Source organism: Streptomyces sp. NPDC005402, from assembly GCF_040606575.1.
GTDB lineage: Bacteria > Actinomycetota > Actinomycetes > Streptomycetales > Streptomycetaceae > Streptomyces.
In genome coordinates, this window is record NZ_JBEXFB010000059.1 from 1 (window position 1) to 19728 (window position 19728).

General features: G+C 67.9%; 15 protein-coding genes and 9 pseudogenes. 11 read left to right on the forward strand and 13 right to left on the reverse strand.

Annotation, left to right across the window (positions count from 1 at the left end; genetic code table 11):
* Positions 1-458 precede the first annotated feature (458 nt).
* A pseudogene (locus ABZT02_RS45430) lies at positions 459-653 on the forward strand (ATP-binding protein); the annotation flags it as partial.
* Positions 654-766: 113 nt separating this feature from the next.
* Here the strand turns inward: ABZT02_RS45430 and ABZT02_RS45435 are convergent.
* Both ABZT02_RS45435 and ABZT02_RS45440 read right to left on the reverse strand, forming a co-directional pair.
* Positions 767-967 (reverse strand): annotated as a pseudogene (locus ABZT02_RS45435) (IS701 family transposase); the annotation flags it as partial.
* Positions 968-1673: 706 nt separating this feature from the next.
* Positions 1674-1954 (reverse strand): annotated as a pseudogene (locus tag ABZT02_RS45440) (RHS repeat-associated core domain-containing protein); the annotation flags it as partial.
* 76 nt (positions 1955-2030) lie between these two features.
* Between ABZT02_RS45440 and ABZT02_RS45445 the strand changes: the two are divergent.
* Together ABZT02_RS45445 and ABZT02_RS45450 are read left to right on the forward strand one after the other, a co-directional pair.
* Positions 2031-2183, forward strand: a pseudogene (locus ABZT02_RS45445) (helix-turn-helix domain-containing protein); the annotation flags it as partial.
* A 60-nt stretch (positions 2184-2243) separates the two neighbouring features.
* Positions 2244-3064 (forward strand): annotated as a pseudogene (locus ABZT02_RS45450) (transposase); the annotation flags it as partial.
* 422 nt (positions 3065-3486) lie between these two features.
* On the opposite strand, the pseudogene ABZT02_RS45455 reads toward ABZT02_RS45450, so the two are convergent.
* Positions 3487-4326: pseudogene (locus ABZT02_RS45455) on the reverse strand (IS5 family transposase); the annotation flags it as partial.
* Positions 4327-4677: 351 nt separating this feature from the next.
* Between ABZT02_RS45455 and ABZT02_RS45460 the strand changes: the two are divergent.
* Positions 4678-5271 carry a peptidase inhibitor family I36 protein gene (locus tag ABZT02_RS45460; protein WP_356029217.1) on the forward strand — a complete coding sequence of 198 codons (594 nt, stop codon included), beginning with the start codon at positions 4678-4680 and terminating at the stop codon, positions 5269-5271.
* 111 nt (positions 5272-5382) lie between these two features.
* Positions 5383-5466 (forward strand): annotated as a pseudogene (locus ABZT02_RS45465) (IS5/IS1182 family transposase); the annotation flags it as partial.
* Between the two features lie 63 nt (positions 5467-5529).
* Here ABZT02_RS45465 and ABZT02_RS45470 read toward each other — a convergent pair.
* The 7 genes from ABZT02_RS45470 to ABZT02_RS45500 form a co-directional block, all read right to left on the reverse strand.
* Entirely contained in the window at positions 5530-5925 is a 396-nt protein-coding gene (locus ABZT02_RS45470; RefSeq protein ID WP_356029248.1) for an HNH endonuclease family protein, read from the reverse strand.
* Complete coding sequence (locus ABZT02_RS45475) at positions 5926-6189, reverse strand: hypothetical protein (protein WP_356029220.1); 264 nt, start codon at positions 6187-6189, stop codon at positions 5926-5928.
* A 763-nt stretch (positions 6190-6952) separates the two neighbouring features.
* Positions 6953-8752, reverse strand: a complete 1800-nt coding sequence (locus ABZT02_RS45480) for a S8 family serine peptidase (RefSeq protein ID WP_356029222.1) — start codon at positions 8750-8752, stop codon at positions 6953-6955.
* A gap of 526 nt (positions 8753-9278) precedes the next feature.
* Positions 9279-10340 carry a hypothetical protein gene (locus ABZT02_RS45485; protein WP_356029224.1) on the reverse strand — a complete coding sequence of 354 codons (1062 nt, stop codon included), beginning with the start codon at positions 10338-10340 and terminating at the stop codon, positions 9279-9281.
* A 337-nt stretch (positions 10341-10677) separates the two neighbouring features.
* The gene (locus ABZT02_RS45490; protein WP_356029227.1) at positions 10678-11313 is read right to left on the reverse strand and encodes a hypothetical protein; all 636 of its coding nucleotides are present in this window, start codon (positions 11311-11313) and stop codon (positions 10678-10680) included.
* Between the two features lie 211 nt (positions 11314-11524).
* Positions 11525-11896, reverse strand: coding sequence for a hypothetical protein (locus tag ABZT02_RS45495; protein WP_356029229.1), 372 nt, complete (start codon positions 11894-11896; stop codon positions 11525-11527).
* Entirely contained in the window at positions 11893-12162 is a 270-nt protein-coding gene (locus tag ABZT02_RS45500) for a hypothetical protein (RefSeq protein WP_356029231.1), read from the reverse strand. The genes ABZT02_RS45495 and ABZT02_RS45500 overlap by 4 nt, the downstream gene beginning before the upstream one ends.
* 24 nt (positions 12163-12186) lie before the next feature.
* On the opposite strand from ABZT02_RS45500, the gene ABZT02_RS45505 reads away from it, so the two are divergent.
* Entirely contained in the window at positions 12187-12357 is a 171-nt protein-coding gene (locus tag ABZT02_RS45505; protein ID WP_030933194.1) for a DUF5670 family protein, read from the forward strand.
* Positions 12358-12667: 310 nt separating this feature from the next.
* Here the strand turns inward: ABZT02_RS45505 and ABZT02_RS45510 are convergent, their stop codons facing one another.
* On the reverse strand, positions 12668-13159 hold the full coding sequence (locus ABZT02_RS45510; RefSeq protein ID WP_356029234.1) for a hemerythrin domain-containing protein: 492 nt from the start codon (positions 13157-13159) through the stop codon (positions 12668-12670).
* 65 nt (positions 13160-13224) lie between these two features.
* The gene (locus tag ABZT02_RS45515; RefSeq protein WP_356029236.1) at positions 13225-13758 is read right to left on the reverse strand and encodes an ATP-binding protein; all 534 of its coding nucleotides are present in this window, start codon (positions 13756-13758) and stop codon (positions 13225-13227) included.
* A 270-nt stretch (positions 13759-14028) separates the two neighbouring features.
* On the opposite strand from ABZT02_RS45515, the pseudogene ABZT02_RS45520 reads away from it, so the two are divergent.
* Positions 14029-14250 (forward strand): annotated as a pseudogene (locus tag ABZT02_RS45520) (RNA polymerase sigma factor SigF); the annotation flags it as partial.
* On the opposite strand, the pseudogene ABZT02_RS45525 reads toward ABZT02_RS45520, so the two are convergent.
* Positions 14211-14491: pseudogene (locus tag ABZT02_RS45525) on the reverse strand (Sua5 family C-terminal domain-containing protein); the annotation flags it as partial. The pseudogenes ABZT02_RS45520 and ABZT02_RS45525 sit on opposite strands and share 40 nt — an antisense overlap.
* Before the next feature lie 663 nt (positions 14492-15154).
* Between ABZT02_RS45525 and ABZT02_RS45530 the strand changes: the two are divergent.
* From ABZT02_RS45530 to tkt, 4 genes are all read left to right on the forward strand, one after another.
* Positions 15155-16000, forward strand: coding sequence for an RNA polymerase sigma factor SigF (locus ABZT02_RS45530; protein WP_356029239.1), 846 nt, complete (start codon positions 15155-15157; stop codon positions 15998-16000).
* 189 nt (positions 16001-16189) lie between these two features.
* On the forward strand, positions 16190-16357 hold the full coding sequence (locus tag ABZT02_RS45535) for a hypothetical protein (RefSeq protein WP_356029241.1): 168 nt from the start codon (positions 16190-16192) through the stop codon (positions 16355-16357).
* Positions 16358-16604: 247 nt separating this feature from the next.
* Positions 16605-17075 carry an HAD-IA family hydrolase gene (locus tag ABZT02_RS45540; RefSeq protein ID WP_356029244.1) on the forward strand — a complete coding sequence of 157 codons (471 nt, stop codon included), beginning with the start codon at positions 16605-16607 and terminating at the stop codon, positions 17073-17075.
* Between the two features lie 94 nt (positions 17076-17169).
* The gene (tkt, locus tag ABZT02_RS45545) at positions 17170-19407 is read left to right on the forward strand and encodes a transketolase (protein WP_356029246.1); all 2238 of its coding nucleotides are present in this window, start codon (positions 17170-17172) and stop codon (positions 19405-19407) included.
* The last annotated feature ends 321 nt before the right edge of the window (positions 19408-19728 follow it).

Genomic DNA, 19728 nt, shown 5'->3' on the forward strand with positions numbered 1-19728 from the left:
GGCCGATTGACCCCCGTCGAGTACGAGACCATCATGACCCCACCCGCAGCTCTGGCTGCATAAACCCCGCTGTCACCCGATCATGCAGCAGTCCCAAGAGCGGGGAGAACCCCGCGGCCTCGGCCCGGCGGCCGAATGCGATCAGCGCGCGCGGGTCGTCGGCCGGGCCTCACGGCGCGGTTACGGTCGGAAGCAGTACGCCGATGTCCATGCCGTCGATGCCCGCGACGGGTGGGACACGAGGACGATTCCCTGCGGAGGAATGGTCCGGCGCCTCGCCGCCGCAGGTAGAACCGGGCCGTGGATTTCCCCAGCGCCTTGAGCGAACGCCGCGCTCGCCGTCGTATCAGCCAGCTCGACCTGGCGCTGTGGGCGGGAGCCACCCAGTGGCACCGCAGCTTTGCCGGTCCGCCGGGGCGCCCGGCGTCCGACGGCACACGCAGCGGCCGCTCCCGCGCGACATGGTCCGCAACCTCACGGACGCCGAAGCCGCAGGCCGCCTGACCAGCAAACTCCGAAACTACCTTCGCCCGAGTGTCTTGGTGGTGGACGAGGTCGGTTACCAGCCCTTGGCACGAGCGGAAGCGAACCTCGTCTTTCAGGTGATCTCCAAGCGTCACGAAAACTGCTCGATCATCCTGACCTCGAACAGGGCCGTCCGCTTCCGTGAGGGAACGCACGATGCCCCGGCCTGCGATTGGCCTGGTGCCCTATTCGAACGATCCGCAGACTTTTTGATGGCTGCGAGACCGTCCTAATAACGGATTAGGGTGATGTGGCGATACCAACCCACGTAGCGTCGGACCTCGTATTCGTCCAGGCCGCACTGATTCTTCGCGGCCTGGAAGCACTCCTCGATGGCCCAGCGTGAGCCGGCAACGCGGTCCAGTTCACCGACCTCGACACCGACGGGTGCGTAGGCGAGTTCGCTGGGGTCGGACAGGCTGCGTCGGGCCATCACCCAGCGGTGATGGGTGGGTGGGTCGGGATCGAAGATGATGTTGGCGGGCAGTTTGGCCGCGGCCCAGTCGTAGACGCGCGGGCCCTTGGCTCCGTCGCCGCGGGGAGGGTCTGCCAGGCGTCGTTGGGTGCTTCCTCGATGAGCAGGTCAATGCGCCAGATACCGGTCAGGGACTTGATCTGCTCGGACTTCGGCACTGCCACGACATAGCCGACGTCGAGCTGTTCGAGCAGGCGCCGTGCATGGAAGGATACGGAACCGACGAAGGCTCCCGGTCGTTGGTGTGTTGCATGAGATCAACACACCAACGGCGAGAGACTTCGTCACGTCACCACACTTGACCAGCCCATTTCGCCCAGCCGGGACAGGATGAAAGGGGTCCAGTCAGAGCGTCTCGTTACTTCTTTTCACGCTTGAGGCGCCAATAGGGCAGGGCGAATGCCGCCACCAGTACTATCAATCCGAGAATCACGGTGGCTGCTGTGTTGTCTTCGAATCCGATACCCGCGACCGCTAGGTCCACTTGATTTCACCTTTCAGAGCCGTCTGCCTGTTATTCCTGCACCGCCGAAGTAACCCCATGCGGTGTATCCGAGGTCAACCCCCAGGCCTGTTTTGCCCCCTAAAAATCAGGCTTACCCGATGCGATAAAACCCGCAACGCTCAAGCCGGTGCCCACTGCTGACGCTCCGATTGCCACGGGCGCCGATACCTAGGCCAGGGCGACAAGTCCGACTACGGTCCCTGCTGGGCCGAGTCCTTCGCCCAGCGAGGGCAGTCCGTTGGGGTCGATGCGGTTGACGGGGTCTCCGGCGGCGTAGGCGGAGGGGTTGCTCTCCTTGCCTGAGGGGTCGGGCTGGGTGAAGCGGCCGAGCTGGGGTCGTAGTAGCGAGCGCTCATCTTGTACAGACCGGACGGGTCGAGGTAGGTGCCGGTGTAACGGTAGGGCTGGTTGGTGCCGTTGGTGGTGCGTGCTTCGCCGTAGGGGCCGTAAACTGCTGACGGTCTTTCGGAGTTCGGCGTCGACCGGTTTATCACCCTGCTCGACGGGCCGTGGGCCACTCTTATCGTGCGCGAACTCCTGCGCGGACCCCACCGCTTCACAGAGTTGCGTGACGCGCTGCCCGGCATCAGCCCGCACACGCTCACCAGCCGACTCCGCCGGTTCGAGCGCCACGGCATCGTCCTACGCACCGTCTACCCGGAGATCCCCCCACGGGTCGAGTACCGGCTCACCCCTCTCGGCGAAGGATTGCGCGCTGTCCTCGACACCATGGCCACCGAGATCCTTGGCCAGCTCCCCTCCGACCGGGTGATGCGTCGACCGACACCGCCGCGGGTCTACGACCCCAGGGGCGGCCGACCGCCCAAGCACGGCGGCGAGTTCGTCTTCGGTGACTCCACCACCTGGGGTGGCGAGCAGGCCGTCTCGGTCACCGACACCCGCCTCTACAGGAAGGCGACCGCGCAGGCTTGGGACCGGCTGCACCCGAGGCTGACCCGGGCGGCCTAGACTGACTACGACGGACCGCTGCCCATCATCGAGGGCACCGTCATCCGCCTGGTCGTGGAGAAGCTGCCGATCGGCGGAGTGAACGAGCCCCTCTGGCTGTGGTGGTCGGGGACTTCCGCCTGCGGACGATGTGGACCGCTGCTGGCAGTCGTTCCTGCGCAGATTCGACCTGGAGCACACGTTTCGCCTGTTCAAGCAGACGCTCGGCTGGACCAAGCCTCGGCTGCGAAACCCTGAGGCGGCCGACCGGTGGACGTGGCTGGTGATTGCTGCCTATGCCCAGCTTCGGCTCGCTCGCCCGCTCGCCGCTGATCTCCGGCGCCCCTGGGAGAAGCCGGCTCCGCCGAACAGACTCACGCCCGCCCGGGTCACAGAGGGTTCAGGAACCTCCGCGCGAAGATCGGCTCCCCGGCCGGCGCACCGAAACCGTCCCGGCCCGGCCAGGGCGACCGCCGGGCTTGAAAAACCACCGCCTCGCCATCCACCACGACGTGGGCCGCGTCGTCGCGACCGGTCAGGCCTACACCCGCCCAGCTCACCACCAGAAGGGAACCAAACCCAGACGCGGCACGACTAGCCCAGCAAGGTGAGTGGCAAGTCGCGTCCGTCGAGGACATCCACCCAGGTGAAGACTGAGTGGGAAGGATCAATGCCCACCAGGAAGACCGCCTCATCTCCCCGCTCCAGCTTCATGACTGACGGAGTAGACGCTCCCTCGGGCGCGGTCAGCAGATAGCCACGGCATACACCGTGGAAGGGCAAGTCCGCGATCGAGTCTGCGATCGGATCTCCCGGAGACGCCTCCCGCAGCAGAGTAACGACGTCCTTCACGAGATCGGGACAGACATCCCCCAGACGCGGCAAGCTCTTCGTGTGACTCGTGTGCGACCCCATGTCGCGAAGCATGTCACCGGGCCAGGCCAGGACATCCGCTCCGAGCCGACGTTGCACGACAAGCTAAGAGGTCGTTTTCTCCCATTGTTTCATCCTGTGATGCGTAGTTGATCCTGTGATGTCGGTCGCGCCAGGAGATGGCGGCTTCGCCGGTGAGGCGGCGGGCCATGAGGTCGGTCATGGCCAGGTGGATCATGGCTTCGGAGCGGTGAGGATGGGTTTCGTAGTCGCGGACCAGGCGGCGGTGCAGCATGAGCCAGCCGTAGGTCCGTTCCACGGCCCAGCGTTTCGGGATTGGGGTGAATCCCCTGGTCCCGGGGGCGCGTTGGAGGATTTCGAGGTCGATGCCGAGGGTGGCGGCGTGCTCGACGAAGTGCTTGCGGTAACCGCCGTCGACCCAGACCTTGCGCAGGGTGGGATGGTCGGTGGCGGCTTGCTCGAGCAGGGCGCGACCAGCGGTGGAGTCCTGGACGCCGGCGGCGGTGACCAGCACCGCGAGCAGCAGGCCGAGGGTGTCGGTGATGATGCTGCGCTTGCGGCCTACGATTTTCTTGCCCGCATCGATGCCCTGCGTTCTGGCGGGGACAGAGGTGGAGGTCTTGACGCTCTGCGCGTCGATCACGCAGGCCGAGGGGTGGCGGTGCTTGCCCTGCTGCTGGCGCACCAACTCCCGTAACAGGCCGTTGAGCTGGGCGAAGATGCCGTCGGTCTGCCATTTGGCGAAGTAGCCGTAGACCGTCTGGTGGGGCGGGAAGTCGTGCGGGAGGTAGGCCCACTGGCAGCCGGTGCGGTCCACGTACAGGATCGCGTTCATGATCTCGCGCAGGTCGTGCCGAGGCGGCCGACCGAAGTCCAGGGCCCGACCCCGACGCTCGAAGCGCCAGGCGGACAGCACCGGCTCGATCAACTCCCAGCGGGCATCGGACAGATCACTCGGATACGCACGACGTTCCGTCATGACCTGGACATACCGCCGATCGGGGGCGTGCGCCCAGGCGTGCACCCTGCCCCGCGGAAGCACGGAACAGACCCGGGCGTCCAGGGATGAGACAGGCGCAAGCCAACACCACCCCCGCCCGTCACACCATCTGCACCGTCAAAAGCGGCCAGCTCGGCACACCCAACAGCACCAGATCACTGCCCCACGCAAACACGGATCTATCGGCGCACCACAGATGAAAACGACCTCTAAGTGACCAGTGACGTTCGGCCCTGCCCGAAACGCCTGGTGCCGGTCGAGGGATGCCACGAACCATGAGTGTTGTCATCGGGAACGACGGTCCCGGCCGCCGCCCAAGGGAGAGAACACATGAATCCACTGCACTCGCGGAAGTCGCTGAGTATGCGCTGCGCCTCGCTCGCACTCGGACTGGTAGCCGCGTCCGTGTTCACGACGGCTCTGGCCACGCCGTCGATCGCCGCACCGGCACAGACCGGCTCGTCCGCGCAGGCGGCGGACGCCAGGATGGAGCGCGAGATCGCCGGCCTGCTTCGGCACAACGAGGGCGCCGAGCGAGTAGGGAAGGACCGGGTGCGGCTGGAACGGGGTGTGGAAATGACCGTCCTGCCGTCCACCCGCGCGGCCGCCGCTATAGGCGACTGCCGGCCCGGTTACGCCTGTGTGTGGCAGTACAGCAACTACACCGGCTACCGCCTGGACTTCTACTACTACGGCACCTACGACCTCGGCAATTACACCGTGTCCGACGGCTCCAACTGGCGGGACAAGGTCAGCTCCTTCTACAACAACCAGACCGGAGGTGCTTGGGTGGTCGGCAAGGACTGGATCAACGAGGGCGGCAGCAGCCAACTGGCGTGGATCTTCGGTGGGAAGGCTCCGTACGGCGCGGGCCAGCTGGGGGAAGCCGACAACCGAGCCGATGTGATCCAGCTGTATCCGTAGCCCAGACCTGAAGACGCGGCGCGGCGCCGGCACGATGCCGCGCCGCTGCCCGTCGTCGCTCCGGGCATTGATGCCAAGGACCGACGGGCTCCCGTTGCTGGGGGTGCCGGTGCGGATCACGCGCTCGGATGCTCCCGCGGCGGGTTGAGCACCAAGGTTCACCTGGCCGCAGAAGGCGGAGCAGGGCCCCTCGCCTTCACCGCGTCGCACTCAAGACGACCCGCCACTGGTCAGGGCCTCGACGTAGTTCGTCTTCACTCAGACGGCCAAGCCTCGCCCAAATCGCCGGCCGTATCGCGGTCCAATCAGCGTGGTAACGGCGGGCCGGGCAGGCGGCAACCAGGCGCTCGGGTCCTGGTCGGCCTTCTGGCGGTTCGTCCGCGCGGTGACCGCGATCAGCGCGCGGTCGTCTGCGAGGTCATTGGCGTAGGCCTCGCGCTCCTTGGCCGTCCAGGCGAAAGCGCCGGAGTCCCAGGCTTGCGGGACCAGGTGGTCAATGTCGAGCGAGCGCGCGGTTGTGAAGTACGAGTCGTCATACGGCGAGTACCAGGAGGCGCCGGTGAGCTGGCAGCCGACGCTCCGCCCGGGGGCGGTTACGGCTTTCGGCCAGGAGACCTCGGCGCGGGTGGCGCAGCCTTCGTGGTCGGCGTTGATTTAGTGCCTGAACTTGGTGCGCTCGTATCCGGTGCGGTCCTCATCCTGGACGACCAGGGCCGCCATGGCGTCGCGCACGGGCAGAGCGATCGTGTCACCGGGGCCGGCGGCGTGAGCGGTGGTGGGGGAGAGCAGCAGGGCGGCGAGCGCGGACAGCGCGGCCGGCCCCGGCCCATACGGCGGCGGAAGGCAACAAGGCTTCCCCTCCGGCGATCGCAGACAGATCGTGATCTTCGTAGCGGGCCAGGGCCGGTCCGCGCTCACTGATGGGCTGTCATCTCACCCGCGCGGGCGGTAAGTCACATCGTCGGTCGTTCGTGCAGGTCGTAGCCGTGTGATGGTGGGGAGGGGCGTGTGGGGTGGCGTGGGCGCCGGGGTGGTGCGTCCTTGCACGGCCTGGCCACGCTGTCCCGTGTGGGTCGCCTGCCGCCGGAGTAAGCCGAGGAGGCTGGACCTGCTGGTGGACCGGCTCGCCATGCTCTGCAGCGCTGACCGGCAGTTCGCGCTCTCCCGCGCTTTCGACCAACTCAGCGACACCCGTGCCTGTTTTCCCCGACCGGGTCAGCTTTCGTGGCGAGCATCTGCTTTCCGACTCCTGGCCGACCCATGGCCGCGTCGAGATTCGCTGCGGCGTAGCCGATGAGGTGTCGCTGGTACCCGCTGGTGATCTGTTCACCGTGGCGCAGGGCGGTCACAAGTGCGGGGGCGATGGGGCCCCGCCGCTCGAGCTGTCCGGCACTCCTCGGGGCTGTGTCCGCGCTGCCCGTACGGTCAGCGCGGACACAGTCCTGCAGATCGTCAGGGAGGCGCACGGTGAGCTGGGAACCGGCCCCCCGGGCCGTCCGCGGCCTTCCTGGATGCCTCCGGGATGGTGGCCCCAACCGCGGCGTACACCGCCGCCGGGGCCCATATGCCCTCCGCCGCCCAGCAGTTCGCAGCCCCGGCCGAACAGACCGCAGCCCGCCTTGGGGGCGGGCGCGGGTGGGGCGCTGTGCGTGCTGTGCGCGGGCGTTGCCGAGCCCTGCGCCTAGAAGGTCAGGTTCCAGGCGTCGATCTTGCCTGTGTCGGAGGCGGCGTTGTCGTTGACGCGCAGCTTCCAGGTGCCGTTCGCGACCTCCGGGGAGGCGTTCACGGTGTAGGTCTGGGCGATGTTGTCGGCGCTGCCGCCGGCGTGGTTGTGCAGCGTGTAGACGGTGCCGTCCGGGGCCACCAGGTCGACCTTCAGGTCACCGATGTAGGTGTGCTTGATGTCCACACCCACCTTGAGGGTGGCTGGGGCGTTGCCGGTCACACCGGTTACGGCGATCGGGCTCTCCACGGTCGCGTTGTCGTTGATGGCGAAGTCCGCGAGGTTCTCGAAGTACTTGCCGGTCGGCGGGGTGGTCCCGACGGCCTTGAGGGCGTCGACCTGTCCTTCACCGAAGAACGCGTTGTTGGCCGTCGTGCCCGTGCAGCGGCTGTCCGAGGGGCAGGCGATGTCGTTGGCCTGGGCGGCCAGCTCGGCGCGGATCTGCGCCGGGGTGATGCCCGGGTTGGCGCTGGCGATGAGTGCCGCCACGCCGACCACGTGCGGGGTGGCCATGGAGGTGCCGCTCTTGCTGCCGTAGCCGCCGCCGGGGACGGTGGAGTACACGTTGCTGCCCGGCGCCGCGACGTCGATGACGCCCTGACCGTAGTTGGAGAACGAGGCCTTGGTGACGCCAGTGCCGTTGGCCGCGACCGTGACCACGCCCGGCAGCTCGGTCGGGATGTCGAGGCAGGCGTTGGTGATGGTGCGGGTGACCGGCGTCGAGTCGTTGGGGCTCGCGGAGTCGGTCGTCTTGTGGGCGAGGTCGTAGTTCTCGTTGCCCGCTGCGGCGATCTGGAGGGAGCCCTTGCCCTCGGCGTACTCCTGGGCGCGCTTGACGCCCTCGATGATGGCGGCCTGGTCGATGTTGTCCGGGCAGTTGAACTGCCACGGGTCCGTGTAATAGCTGTTGTTCGTGACCTTGAAGCCGTGGTCACCGGCCCAGACGAAGCCGCAGATGGTGTTCTCTGCGAAGAAGAAAGCGTTGCCCGGCTCGGCGACCCGGACTGCGGCGATCTTTACCCCGGGTGCCACGCCGACGACGCCCTTGCCGTTCTTGGCCGCGGCGATGGTGCCCGCCACGTGGGTGCCGTGCGTGTCGACGTCCCGCCACGCGCCGGCACGGGCGTCGGGCTTGCCGTAGGCGCAGGAGACCGAGTCGGCCGCGTCGAAGTTGGGCGCCAGGTCCTGGTGCTGGTCGTCCACACCGGTGTCCAGGATGCCGACCTTGACGGAGGCGGAGCCCGGGTTCACGGCCCAGGCCTGGTCGGCCTTGATCTGGCTCATGTCGGCCCGGACCGGTTCTCCGGCCGGAGTCGAGGCCTGAGCCGGATTGGCCGGGAGTGCCGGGTTGTAGGCGTCGGCCGGGACGTCCGAGGTACGCGTGGCGCCGACCTGCTGCACGCCGGCGACGCCGCGCATGGTGGCGGCGAATCCGCTGGATGCCGAGTGGGCGACGATCACGCCGATGGCGTCGAAGTTCGAGAAGACGGTGCCGCCGTTGGCCGTGATCGCCGAGCGGACCGCCGAACTGTCACCGGGGGCGGTGATCACGAGGTAGGCACGCGTCCCGGCCACCCAGGTCGCACTCTGGGAGGCCGGCACGGCGGCCGGAGCGTGGGCCTTGGCGGCCGGCACGGTGGAGGGCACGACGGGGAGCGTGCCCGCGAGGGCGCTCGGGGCGCCGAACGCGAGGGCGGCGCCGAGCGTGGCCGCCGTAACCAGCGTGCGTCTGGGGCGGCTGGATATGTGGGGTATCAATGCGTCCTCCGGAGACGGCCCGGCCGTGCTGAGGGCACCGGCCGGGCCGTACGAAACGAGTGGTGGATGCAAGATGTCAGGTGCATGCTCCTGTACGGAAGTACCTTTCCGTGCAGGGACGTTGCAGAGGCTTGGCCGAAAAGAGACGTACTCCGGGCATCGGGCGTCGGGATCCACCGGGAGCTCGGCGACGTCGACCGCGCCCTGGCGTACGCCGCAGCCTCGTGCCGGGCCTGCTGCCCGCAACAGGGCGCCGGACCCGCGTGGCGACCCAGCCCGGTAGCCCACTCGGTCAACTGCTGTACATCCACGACTCCGACGGAAGCACCCATGTCCTACCCGCAGTTGGGAGACGACGGACGTTCAGCCGAACGTGTCAACCATGTCCAGAGCACAGACTGTCAAGCATCTCTTGAGACCTCACACCGACACTTCTGCTCACGAGAATCGACAGCAGATCTGCAGCAGAGGCCCGACTTCTGGCTGCGGCAGCAGCAGACGCCGAGCGTGTCGCCGGGCGGCCGAGTCAGGACGTCCAGCAGGTGTAGGTGAACCAGGTCTGGACCTCGTCGGCGGACAGCACACGGGTCAGCTCGGCTGTCCCCGGGAGCATCGGGAAGAACCGGTCTGCGTTCCAACTGCGCGGGTACATCGGCTCGTCCAGCACAAGTAGGCGTCGTCCCTCCACAACGGGGATGTCGTCGGGCAGCCCCTCGTTCCAGATCCGCTCCCCGTCCGGGGCGAGGAGTTCGAAGGCCCCGGACGCGAGGGCCCCCGTGCGCCCCTGGGCGGGCTCGGGGTCCGTGGCCAGGCGGACACTCTCTGCCGACGGTGCGGTGCCGGGTACGTGGCCGCCGCCGACAAGCACATGGGCGAGCAGCGTGTGCAACTGGAAGTTGTCCCCGATGCCACCGATACGCACCTCGAACCCGGTCCCGGTGGGCCGATGCAACACCACCAGGGGCTCGTCGTCCAGGATCGCCAGCGCGTAGGCCAGGCACTTGAGGTCGTGCCGCTCCAGGGCCGCCAGGTCGCGGCAGGCGGAGAGAAGCGCGGGTGCGTGCCGGCGGCGCACCTTGGCGCTGCGGCACAGCACGGCCAGGGCGGGGGGCTGCCACTGCTCGACCGAGCACCAGGCCAGCGCCAGCCGCAACGCCTCGTGCGCCTCGCCACCCAGCCGAGCCATCAGTGCGTCGTCAATGATCTTCTCGTCGGTCTCCGGCAGTTCGTCCCCGGCACCGCCGGCGAGGGCCCAGCGGCGGGCGAACTCCAGGGCATCGAGTAGGTCCCGGTGGGTACCGTCGAGGATCGGCTCCGCGCAGGCCGCCGGATCGGCACCGCGTTCCACGCAGAAGCCGGCCATTGTCGCCAGCATCGGGCGCGGACCGGTGGGCGGAAATTCGGGGACTAGCGCGGCCAACCGGGGTCCCATCGCCACACATTCGGGGCCCGTCGCCGACTGCAGACCACTCATCGCCGCGTTGAACGCACGCTCGGTGCGGCCACCGTCGCGGGCGGCCACTGCGTGTTCCAGCTCTGACATGACGGCGGCCAGGTCCGCGGCCTTCTGCTTCCTTCTGAAGATCACCGGCACACCTTAGGCGTGAGGCCTTACAGGTGTCATCAGCACATCATCGTTCGAAGATTCTGGACCGCTCCGTGCTGCCCTCGCCCTGAAGCTGCGTCTGCGGTCACACCATCGCGAAGAGGACGTCACCCGTGTCTGGCGAAGCACAGGAGGAACCTCGGCGTGGTGCTGGCCCTGGGTGATCTTCCTGTTGTAGTAGCCGACGATGCCGGGTTGCCCAGGGCAGTGAACGCGGACAAGCCGTCTTCACCTTCATCTGACCCGCGCGAACTGAGGCTGGCGATGCTCAGTGACGGGGCCAGTTGGAGCGCTGGGGGCCGCCTGTGCATGGGACGGCTTATCGCGGCTGCTGGCCTCTGACGAGCGTAGTGGGCAGTGACGCGCCGAGGATCAGATCACGCGGCAGAGCCAGTTCGAAGCGCTGCTCCAGCACGGCGAGAGAGGCGCGGTGCGCCGTGTCCCTGTTCGCTTCCTCCGGGATTCGGGCCGCGATGATGTCAGCGCGGATGAGGTCGGCGCCGGGGCCGTTGATCTCCTGCGACCAGGTGTGCATGTACATGTCGAAGCCGCACATGTAGTTGTCGTCGTGGAAGTAGGCGAATGCGGGTGGCGGGAGCTTCGGGTTCTGCTTCTCGTAGTAGAGCTCGAAGATGTGGACCCCGTCCCGGGATGTCCCGTCGTGGTAGGCGGGACCGAGGACGGACGGCCAGGGGCCGTAGGCTACGGCGAAGCCCAGGCCGGCGTGGTCGCCGTAGCGGACGGCGATGCTGTCGGTGTCGCCGCGCTCGGCGTCGAGCCTGTCGATGAGCTCTTCGGCCTGCGCCCCGGTGGTGGCCTGGACCGGTACGGGTCCGCCGGTGGCGGCGAGGCGGCCGGCGAGCTGCTCGCCGGTCAGGCGCCGGGCCAGCTTGATGTAGTAGCCGAGCCAGGAGATGTCCGCGTCGGCTATCCATGTGATCCCGCCGGAACTCACTGCGTGTCTCCGTTCTCCGGTGTGGCGCGGCCCGGGGGCGGTCCTGCGGCCGGCCCCGGGCCGCATGTGCGGTGTGCTCCAGTATCTTGCCGTCGGATGTCGCACTTGATGGTCGGCTTCGTGGCGTCGCACTTGTCGAAGCCGGGCGGCCTGACGAAATACGCGTCCTGATCGATCAGCCGGAGGTTCTCGGTGAAGGTGGGGAAGCGGCTCATCGAGGTGGAGTCGACCCATCCGGACATCGCGGACCGGCCGCATACTTCGGACCATGTCGGCGCGGCCGTGCGCTCGTCGTCGTAGAGCCGTCAGGTGCGTCCGAGAGCGTGGTGGCGTAGGTCTGCGCGCATTTGTCGCCCGAGGTGACCGGGTTGGTGCCGCTCATGTCGGAGGGCATCCCGCCGCTGTTGTAACTCGCTGGGAAGGTGAACTCGTCACAGGACGCCTTGTCGCTGGCGGAGATGTCGGTCACCGGGTTGGTGTCCGGGTGGCCGGATTTGGCGGCCCAGCTGTCCGGGCAGATGACCCTGCGGTTGGCGTCGGGGTCGCGGCCGTACTGGGCCCCGGTCTCCTGTCTCTGACTCACGGTGCAAAGTAGCCGCCGCGCTTCTGACCGTCCCGTCGCTTCGTGCCCGGCCACTTCGTTTGGCTGAACGAGTAGTAGGTGAACGCGGCGGTTTTGCCGTCACTGGCCTGGGTCACCTTCAGTGGCAGCGCTGCGGGATCCAGGTTGTCCAACTGCCGGTGGAGGACTTTCAGCAAGGCGAGCAGCTGACCAGCCAGCTTGAGTGCCCGCGAGAGCAGTTGAGAAACCAGGGAAATCGACCGTGTGTTCCCGTATTTGCCGGGCACGAGGAGCGACGGAGGTTGATAACTATGGTTCCCCTGCTTCTCGTTCTTCTGCTGGCTCTGATTCTCTTCGGCGCGGGTTTCGCGCTCAAGGCGTTGTGGTGGATCGCCGTCATCGTGCTGGTCGTCTGGCTGCTCGGTTTCGTCATGCGCTCCGCGGACACCGGCGGCCGCAAGGGCCGCTGGTATCGCTGGTAACCCGCCAAGCGGCAACGTGCCTGGGGGCCCCGGATGCGTCCGGGGCCCCCAGGCATGTTGCGGGTAAGGCCATCTCTTCAAAAACGGTGTAACTACGGCCTTCCCGGGAACCGGGCCCGCCCCATAGCTGGGGCCCGGTGAATCAGTGGTACCTGCGCCTCCAAACCTTGCGCCTCCAAACCACCGGGACCCGGCCACCCCGACATCCGCCTACGGCCATCGTGTATCTGGGAACGGCCTGTGCGGGAACTGAAAGGTCGCGGCCCCCTCCTCCCAGCGCGGACAGTCCGAGGGCGTAGCAACAACGGGGTCAGGAACTGACGATGCGGCGCACGTTGTCGACGTCACCGCAGCCTGCCTTCAGCTGACGCTCGCGCTCTTCCGTGAATGCCTCGCCCAGCTCCTCGCGGCGTTCCATGGCTACGCTCTCGCGCGCCCCGTTGAGGATGGTGCGCTCCTCCTCGTCGGCGTGGTGGGTGACGGCCTGCACGAGTTCTTCCAGCTTCTCGTCCCACTCCTCGGAGCCGACCTCGTCGACTTCCAGGAGTTCCAGGAGTGCCTTGTTGCCCTCCTCGTGTTCCTCCTCGCCGTGTTCCACCTCGTCGTCGTCGATCTTCTTGTAGCGCTTAAGGGCGGGATAGACCTTCGCCTCTTCCGCTAGTGCGTGCGCGATCAGCAGATCGGAGAATTCCCGAAGAGCGGCAGCCCGGTCGGCTTCGACGCTGCGCATCAGACGAAAGAGATCCTCCATCTTCCGGTGGTCCTGGAGAATGAGTTCAACGACGTCTCGTGTCTGAGCCATAGGACTAGGTATCACTTTCGTGCGGGGGAACCTTGCTGGAATCCTGCTACCCCGTCCCGTCGAGTTCAGCAGGACGGTTTGATCGAACGACGAGCGGTGCTCTGGTTCCGTGTCAAGGAGAGATGGGCGGTGATCCGTTTTCCCGTTTCGCGGAGTGCGATGACGACTCTGTCGCTGACCGTGTGCACCAGCTGCAGTCCATGGCCGCCGATGCGGCGCGGGTCAGCCTTCTCTGCTGCCGGCTTCTCGGTGGAGTTGTCCCATACGGTGATCGTCAGCTCGTCGCTGGACAACTGCAGGGTCATTCCGCAGGGACCTGGAGCATGCAGGATGGCGTTGGTAACCAGCTCACTGGCGGTGAGCTCGGCATCGGTAGCCAGGGCGGTCGGCACTGCTGTGCGGCCGGTTCGCGGCGCGTGGCCCAGGAAGGCGCGCAGGGCCTGGCGGGCGTCTGCGGCCCGGGCCGCGCCATCCCCCCAGATCGCGCTGTAGCGCAATGGGGCGTCCTCGTTCGTGCCCTGATTATCGGCCGTCTGTTTCCTCGGCTTCCTCGGCTTCCTCGGTGGGATGACCATAGGGTGCTCTTTCGTCGTGTTCACCGCTCTTCGGCGCTTTTCGGCTTTCCGTTCCGTCGTGTACCCGGGTGCCCACCACACACGCGCAGCACGCGCAGGGTGTGGGTGGGGGCGAGGGTGATCCCGGTCTGGGTGGCGTGGGTCGTGCCGCCATGCGCTTGCCGACCTGCTCACCCGCCAAAAAAGTAAGAATGTAGGCGGGGAGGAGGGGTAAGCGCGGCGGTGGTGAAGAGGTCCGGGCGCGGGCTGGCTTGGCCGACAGGGGAGGGACACATCGTTACGACGGATACGGCAGTGAAGACGGCAGATGTGCGGTGCCCGGAACTGCTGAAGGTGGCTGACCCCTCTAACGTCGCTCCGAATGACGCCCGTGAACTCACCCACCTGTTCTCCAGCAGTTGGACCGGCTGGAAGGGGACGCCGGAGTACCAGTACGCGCGTAACACGCTGATCGAGATGAACATCTCCCTGGTCTGCTACGCCGCCTCTCGTTTCCGCAGCCGCGACCCGGAGGAGATCGGTCGATAGCCTTGATCAGGCCGATCACACCAACCTGAACGATGCCTTCCGCGGCGGAGCCGGTAGGCGATCGGCAGTCCCAGCCCCTCCTGCGTCGGTAGGTTCGCGATGATGAGGTGGCACCCCGCTGGTCGAGCTCGCGCAGGGACCCGTACAACCCGCGCGCGTAGGCAGCCGTCGAAGCGGGGACCGCCACCACGGCGTGCGCTTTCACCGGAGCGTTGGCGAGGGAAGGGGGAGCCGAGAGTTGGTGTGCTGACGGTCCACCCGTCCGTTTCGCCCTGTCGCCCCGCTGCGTGATAGAGCATCCTCGTGCCCATACGAAGGGGGACGCACGTGGCGGCGGCAACAGCCGCGGACGCGGACACTACAGAGCATGGGCCCTGGTTGCGGGAGCTGTCGGTGCCGTTGTACTGATCTTCGCGAAGTTGGTTCACCGGGGCGGTGGAGCGGGCGCAGAACACCTGTTGGGGGTCCCTGGCACTGCCGTGGGCCTCGTTGCCGGTGTGGCGTCGCTGTGCATTTCGTGGCTCGGCTACCGGGCCGACCGGCGCGAACACGCCGACAGCCTCGGCCTGACGGCTATGACCGACGAACTGGCGTTGGCGGTGCGAACCCAGTGGCAGGCTGAGGCTGGAGTCCGGCGTCTCGACGAATCGTACGTACTCCCGGTCCCTTGGCGGTTCGCCCGCTTGATGGCGCTCTGCGGCAGGCCGCACCCGGCGAGCGGGCCGAGGGGGTGCGGCGACGGCCACGGCCACTCAGTGCGGATAAGCCCCGGCGCCCGCTGCGAGTCATTCCCGATCTCCGTCGTGTGCATGACCTGCAGATGCCGGGGTAGGCGCGCTGCCGTCAGCCGGTGGTAGGCAGGCAGCGTGCAGTGATAGGGGAGAGAAGCATCATGACGACAGTGACTGCGGCGAAGACGGACGCGAATGTAACCGGTCTGCCAGAGGTCGCCGATCCCTCCCAGGTGGCGCCGAAGGACGCCCGGCAGCTGACACGTCTGTTCTTCGACCAGCTGGCGGTGCTGGAGGAGGGCACGCCCGAGTACAGCTACGCGCGCAACACGCTGATTGAGATGAACATGTCCCTGGTCCGCTTCGCGGCCGGCCGCTTCCGCAGCCGCGGGCCGGAGGAGATGGAGGACATCGTCCAGGTCGGCATGATCGGACTGATCAAGGCCATCGACCGGTTCGAGCTCACTCGGGAGGTGGAGTTCACCTCCTTCGCCATTCCCTACATCGTCGGTGAGATCAAGCGGTTCTTCCGTGACACCACCTGGGCCGTGCACGTGCCGCGCCGGCTGCAGGAGGCCCGCGTCCAACTCGCCCGCGCCACCGAAGAGCTCCGCAGCCGCCTGGGGCGCACGCCGACGGTGAAGGAACTGTCGGAGCTGATGAGCCTGCCCGAGGAAGAGGTGCGCGAGGCCCGCCTGGCCTCCAACGGCTACAACTCCTCCTCCCTGGACGCGGCGATCAGCGGCGATGAGGACGGCGAGAGCGCCCTGGCCGACTTCATCGGCACGGACGACCGGGCGCTCGAGCTGGTGGAGGACTTCCACACCCTGGCTCCGATGATCGCCGCACTCAACGAACGCGACCGGCAGATCATCCACATGCGCTTCGTGGAAGAACTCACCCAGGCACAGATCGGCGAACGCCTCGGCGTCTCCCAGATGCACGTCTCCCGACTCCTCTCCCGCACCCTCGCCCGGCTGCGCGAAGGCATGCTCAGCACCCGCTGACGGCAACACGCGCCCGGGCGCAGCCGCCTCACCACACACCGCACCGCGCTCAATCGCGTCGGCAGCTGCTTTCCCACGCGCATCACAGCGGGGCCCAATCGCCACTGAAGGCGCGCAAAAGGAGGTACTGCAGTGAGGGTGCGGTGCGGGTGTCGGTATGGGACAGCCGTACCGCAGTGAGGGTGCGGTGTGGGACAGCGATCCGGTCTGCCGGACGTCGCTGCCAGCGACCCGCCGCGGGTGGGCCGGCACGGCCTGGAAATCACCCTCGCCGTCAGCCGAGCGTACGGGGTGCTCCGGGAACCGGTCGGCAAACGCGTTACCGCGGTGATCGCGCTGGCCGATGATCCGGGCTGATCGCGCTGGCCAATGGTCCGGGCGGAGACATCGCCGGCCGCACCACGACTTGCCCCTCACAGCTTTCCCGGCTGCCCAGCTGCGCTTGAGCGGCCTGAGGGTGGATACCCGGTGAGGGTGACTGACTCCGCCATCGCCGTCCTTGACTCGACGGGACGCTCGTCGATTCCAACTATCAGCACGCGCTTGCCGGGTACCGGGCGCTGCGTTCGGTGGGCGAGACCTGGGCGAGGACCTGGAGCTCCAGGTGGGTGACCGGGCGCGGGAGCGGCGGGGCAGGGAGGTCGAGGCGCTGCGGGTAGAGATGGCGCCGCTGCCCGGTGCGCTCGATCTGCTCGTGGCCGTCAAGGAACGCGGTGACCGGCTGGTGCTGTCCAGCGCCCTTCAGCAGCGCCACGTGGAGGTTTTTTTGGACATGCTGGACGCCCGCGGCATCATCGACGACAGGACCACCAGCGCCGACGGCGAGGCCTCCAAGCCGGCGCCGGACCTGCTGCAGGCGGCGCTGAAGAAGCTGGGCGGGCCGCCCCAGGCGTCGAGGGTGATGGTCGGCGACTCCGTGTGGGACGTCGAGGCGGCGAAAAGAGCCAGGATGGTGGCGATCGTCGTCCGTTCTGGCGGCTTTGGGGACCACGAGCTGCAGAAGGCCGGCGCTGTCGCCCTCTACGACCCGCCCGGTGACCTCGCGAAAGCCCTGGACGACACGCCACTCGCCTGACACCCCTGCCACCGCCGGACCCGCGGCCGCTTTTCGTCGCCGCCGTGCGGCTCGAGCGTCCACCCCCCCCACCCCCGAGGGAGCACCGCAACTGATGACCGCCAACGAGACAGACTTCGCCACCGGGACGAAGAGCACCCGACCCGAGGCGCCCGCCGAGGCCGCGAGCGACGCGCCCACCGGCACTCCGTCCCAGCCGCACCCCACCCTGCCCGAGGGAATGGACGATCTCGACCGCCGCGCGATCGACACCGTGCGCGTGCTGGCGATGGACGCCGTGCAGAAGACCGGCAACGGCCACCCCGGCACCGCGATGAGCATGGCTCCCACGGCCTACCTGCTGTTCCAGAAGTGGCTGCGCCACGACCCGAGTGATCCGAACTGGTCCGGCCGGGACCGCTTCGTGTTGTCGATGGGGCACTCGAGCCTCACCCTGTACATCCAGCTCTTCCTCTCCGGCTACGGCCTGGAACTCTCCGACCTGGAGGCACTGCGCACCTGGGGCTCCCTGACCCCGGGCCACCCCGAGGTCAATCACACACCGGGTGTGGAGACGACGACTGGCCCGCTGGGCCAGGGCGTGGGCAACGCTGTCGGCATGGCGATGGCCGCCCGCCGTGAGCGGGGCCTGCTGGACCCCACCGCTCCTGAGGGCGAGAGCGTGTTCGACCACACCATCTGGGCGTTCGCCTCCGACGGCGACCTGGAGGAGGGCGTCAGCGGCGAGGCGTCATCGCTGGCCAGCACCCAGGAGCTGGGGAACCTGGTCCTGGTCTACGACGCGAACCGGATATCGATCGAGGACAACACCGACATCGCGTTCACCGAGGACGTCGGCAAGCGGTACGAGGCCTACGGCTGGCATGTGCAGCATGTCGACGACGGTGAGGACCTGGCCGCGGTCGACCGCGCGCTGGCCGCCGCCCGGGCCGAGACGGGCCGCCCGTCGCTGATCGTGCTGCACACGATCATCGGCTGGCCCGCGCCGAACAAGCAGAACACCGGCGCGGCCCACGGGTCAGCTCTGGGCGAGGACGAGGTCCGGGCGACCAAGGACATCCTCGGCTTCGACCCCGACAAGACCTTCCAGATCGCCCCAGAGGTGCTCGAGCACGCCCGTCGGGTCGCCGAGCGGGGCGAACAGACGCACGCGAAATGGCAGCAGCGCTTCGACGCATGGCGGGCCGACAACCCTGAGGGGGCTGCGCTGCTTGAGCGGCTGTCCACCCGGCAGCTGCCGCAAGGCTGGGCGGACGACCTGCCCACCTGGAAGGCCGATCCGAAAGGCATGGCCACCCGGAAGGCCTCAGGCGAGGTCCTCACCGCCCTGTACCCGGTCCTGCCGGAGCTGTGGGGCGGTTCAGCCGACCTGGCGGAGAGCAACAACACCGCGGTCAAGGGGGAGGCCTCGTTCCTGCCCGTGGACCGGCAGACCAAGATGTGGTCGGGCGGCCCGTACGGGCGGACGCTGCACTTCGGCGTCCGCGAGCACGCCATGGGCGCGATCATGAACGGCATCGCGCTGCACGGCGGGACCCGTGTGTACGGCGGCACGTTCCTCACCTTCTCCGACTACATGCGCGGCGCCGTGCGCCTGGCCGCGCTCATGCAGCTCCCTGTCACGTACGTGTGGACGCACGACTCCATCGGACTGGGCGAGGACGGCCCCACCCACCAGCCGGTCGAGCACTATGCGGCACTGAGGGCCATCCCCGGCCTGGACTTCGTCCGCCCGGCAGACGCCAACGAGACCGCGGTGGCGTGGCGCACCATCCTCGAGCACAACGACCGCCCGGCCGGGCTGGCGCTGTCGCGGCAGAACCTGCCCGTCTTCGACCGCACACAGTTCGCGTCGGCCGAGGGCGTCGCCAGGGGCGGCTACGTGCTGGCCGAGGCCTCCGGCGGCACCCCTGAGGTGATCTTGATGGGCACCGGCTCCGAGGTGCAGATCGCCGTCGCCGCCCGCGAGACGCTGGAAGCGGACGGCATCCCGACGAGGGTCGTGTCACTGCCGTGCTGGGAGTGGTTCGCGGCCCAGGACCGCGCCTACCGCGAGCAGGTGCTGCCGCCCACGGTGCGCGCCCGGGTGAGCGTCGAGGCCGGCGTGCCCATGGGCTGGCGCGAGTTCGTCGGTGACGCCGGCCGGACCGTCGGCCTGGACCACTACGGCGCCAGCGCGGCCTACACCGTGCTGTACGAGCAGTTCGGGCTCACTGCTGACGCGGTCGTCGCCGCGGCGCGGGAGAGCCTTGCCGCCGTTGAGTCACCGCCGGTGGCCCCCACCGGTCCGGACAGCGCCGGAGTCCTGCACACCCCCACCGGCGATCGCTGATCCGCCGGTCCGGCCTCTCACGTCCCCTGAGTCCGGAGCATCGCCACGGCACAGAACGAGAAGCTGACCGAGTTGTCGGCAGGCGGGGTCGCCGTCTGGCTCGACGACCTTTCCCCGGCGACCGCATCCGTAGCGGCAACCCGCAGTCACCGGTCAACGACTATTCCGTCGTGGGCGTCACCACGAACCTGACCATCTTCGCCGCCGCGATCAGCGGGTCGGACTGCTAGGTTCTGTCTGACAAATGATCTTGGGTAGGTTCCCGGAGCCAGAGGATGAGCGAGGCGAGGCGGATGCCGGCTTTGTAGCGGTCGGCGAGTT

Excerpts from the sequence above, each read along its gene's own strand:
- ABZT02_RS45530 (WP_356029239.1), top strand. The coding sequence starts at position 15,155 with ATGACGACAGTGACTGCGGCGAAGACGGACGCGAATGTAACCGGTCTG.
- tkt (WP_356029246.1), top strand. The coding sequence starts at position 17,170 with ATGACCGCCAACGAGACAGACTTCGCCACCGGGACGAAGAGCACCCGA.
- ABZT02_RS45460 (WP_356029217.1), top strand. The coding sequence starts at position 4,678 with ATGAATCCACTGCACTCGCGGAAGTCGCTGAGTATGCGCTGCGCCTCG.
- ABZT02_RS45510 (WP_356029234.1), bottom strand. The coding sequence starts at position 13,159 with ATGGCTCAGACACGAGACGTCGTTGAACTCATTCTCCAGGACCACCGG.
- ABZT02_RS45505 (WP_030933194.1), top strand. The coding sequence starts at position 12,187 with ATGGTTCCCCTGCTTCTCGTTCTTCTGCTGGCTCTGATTCTCTTCGGC.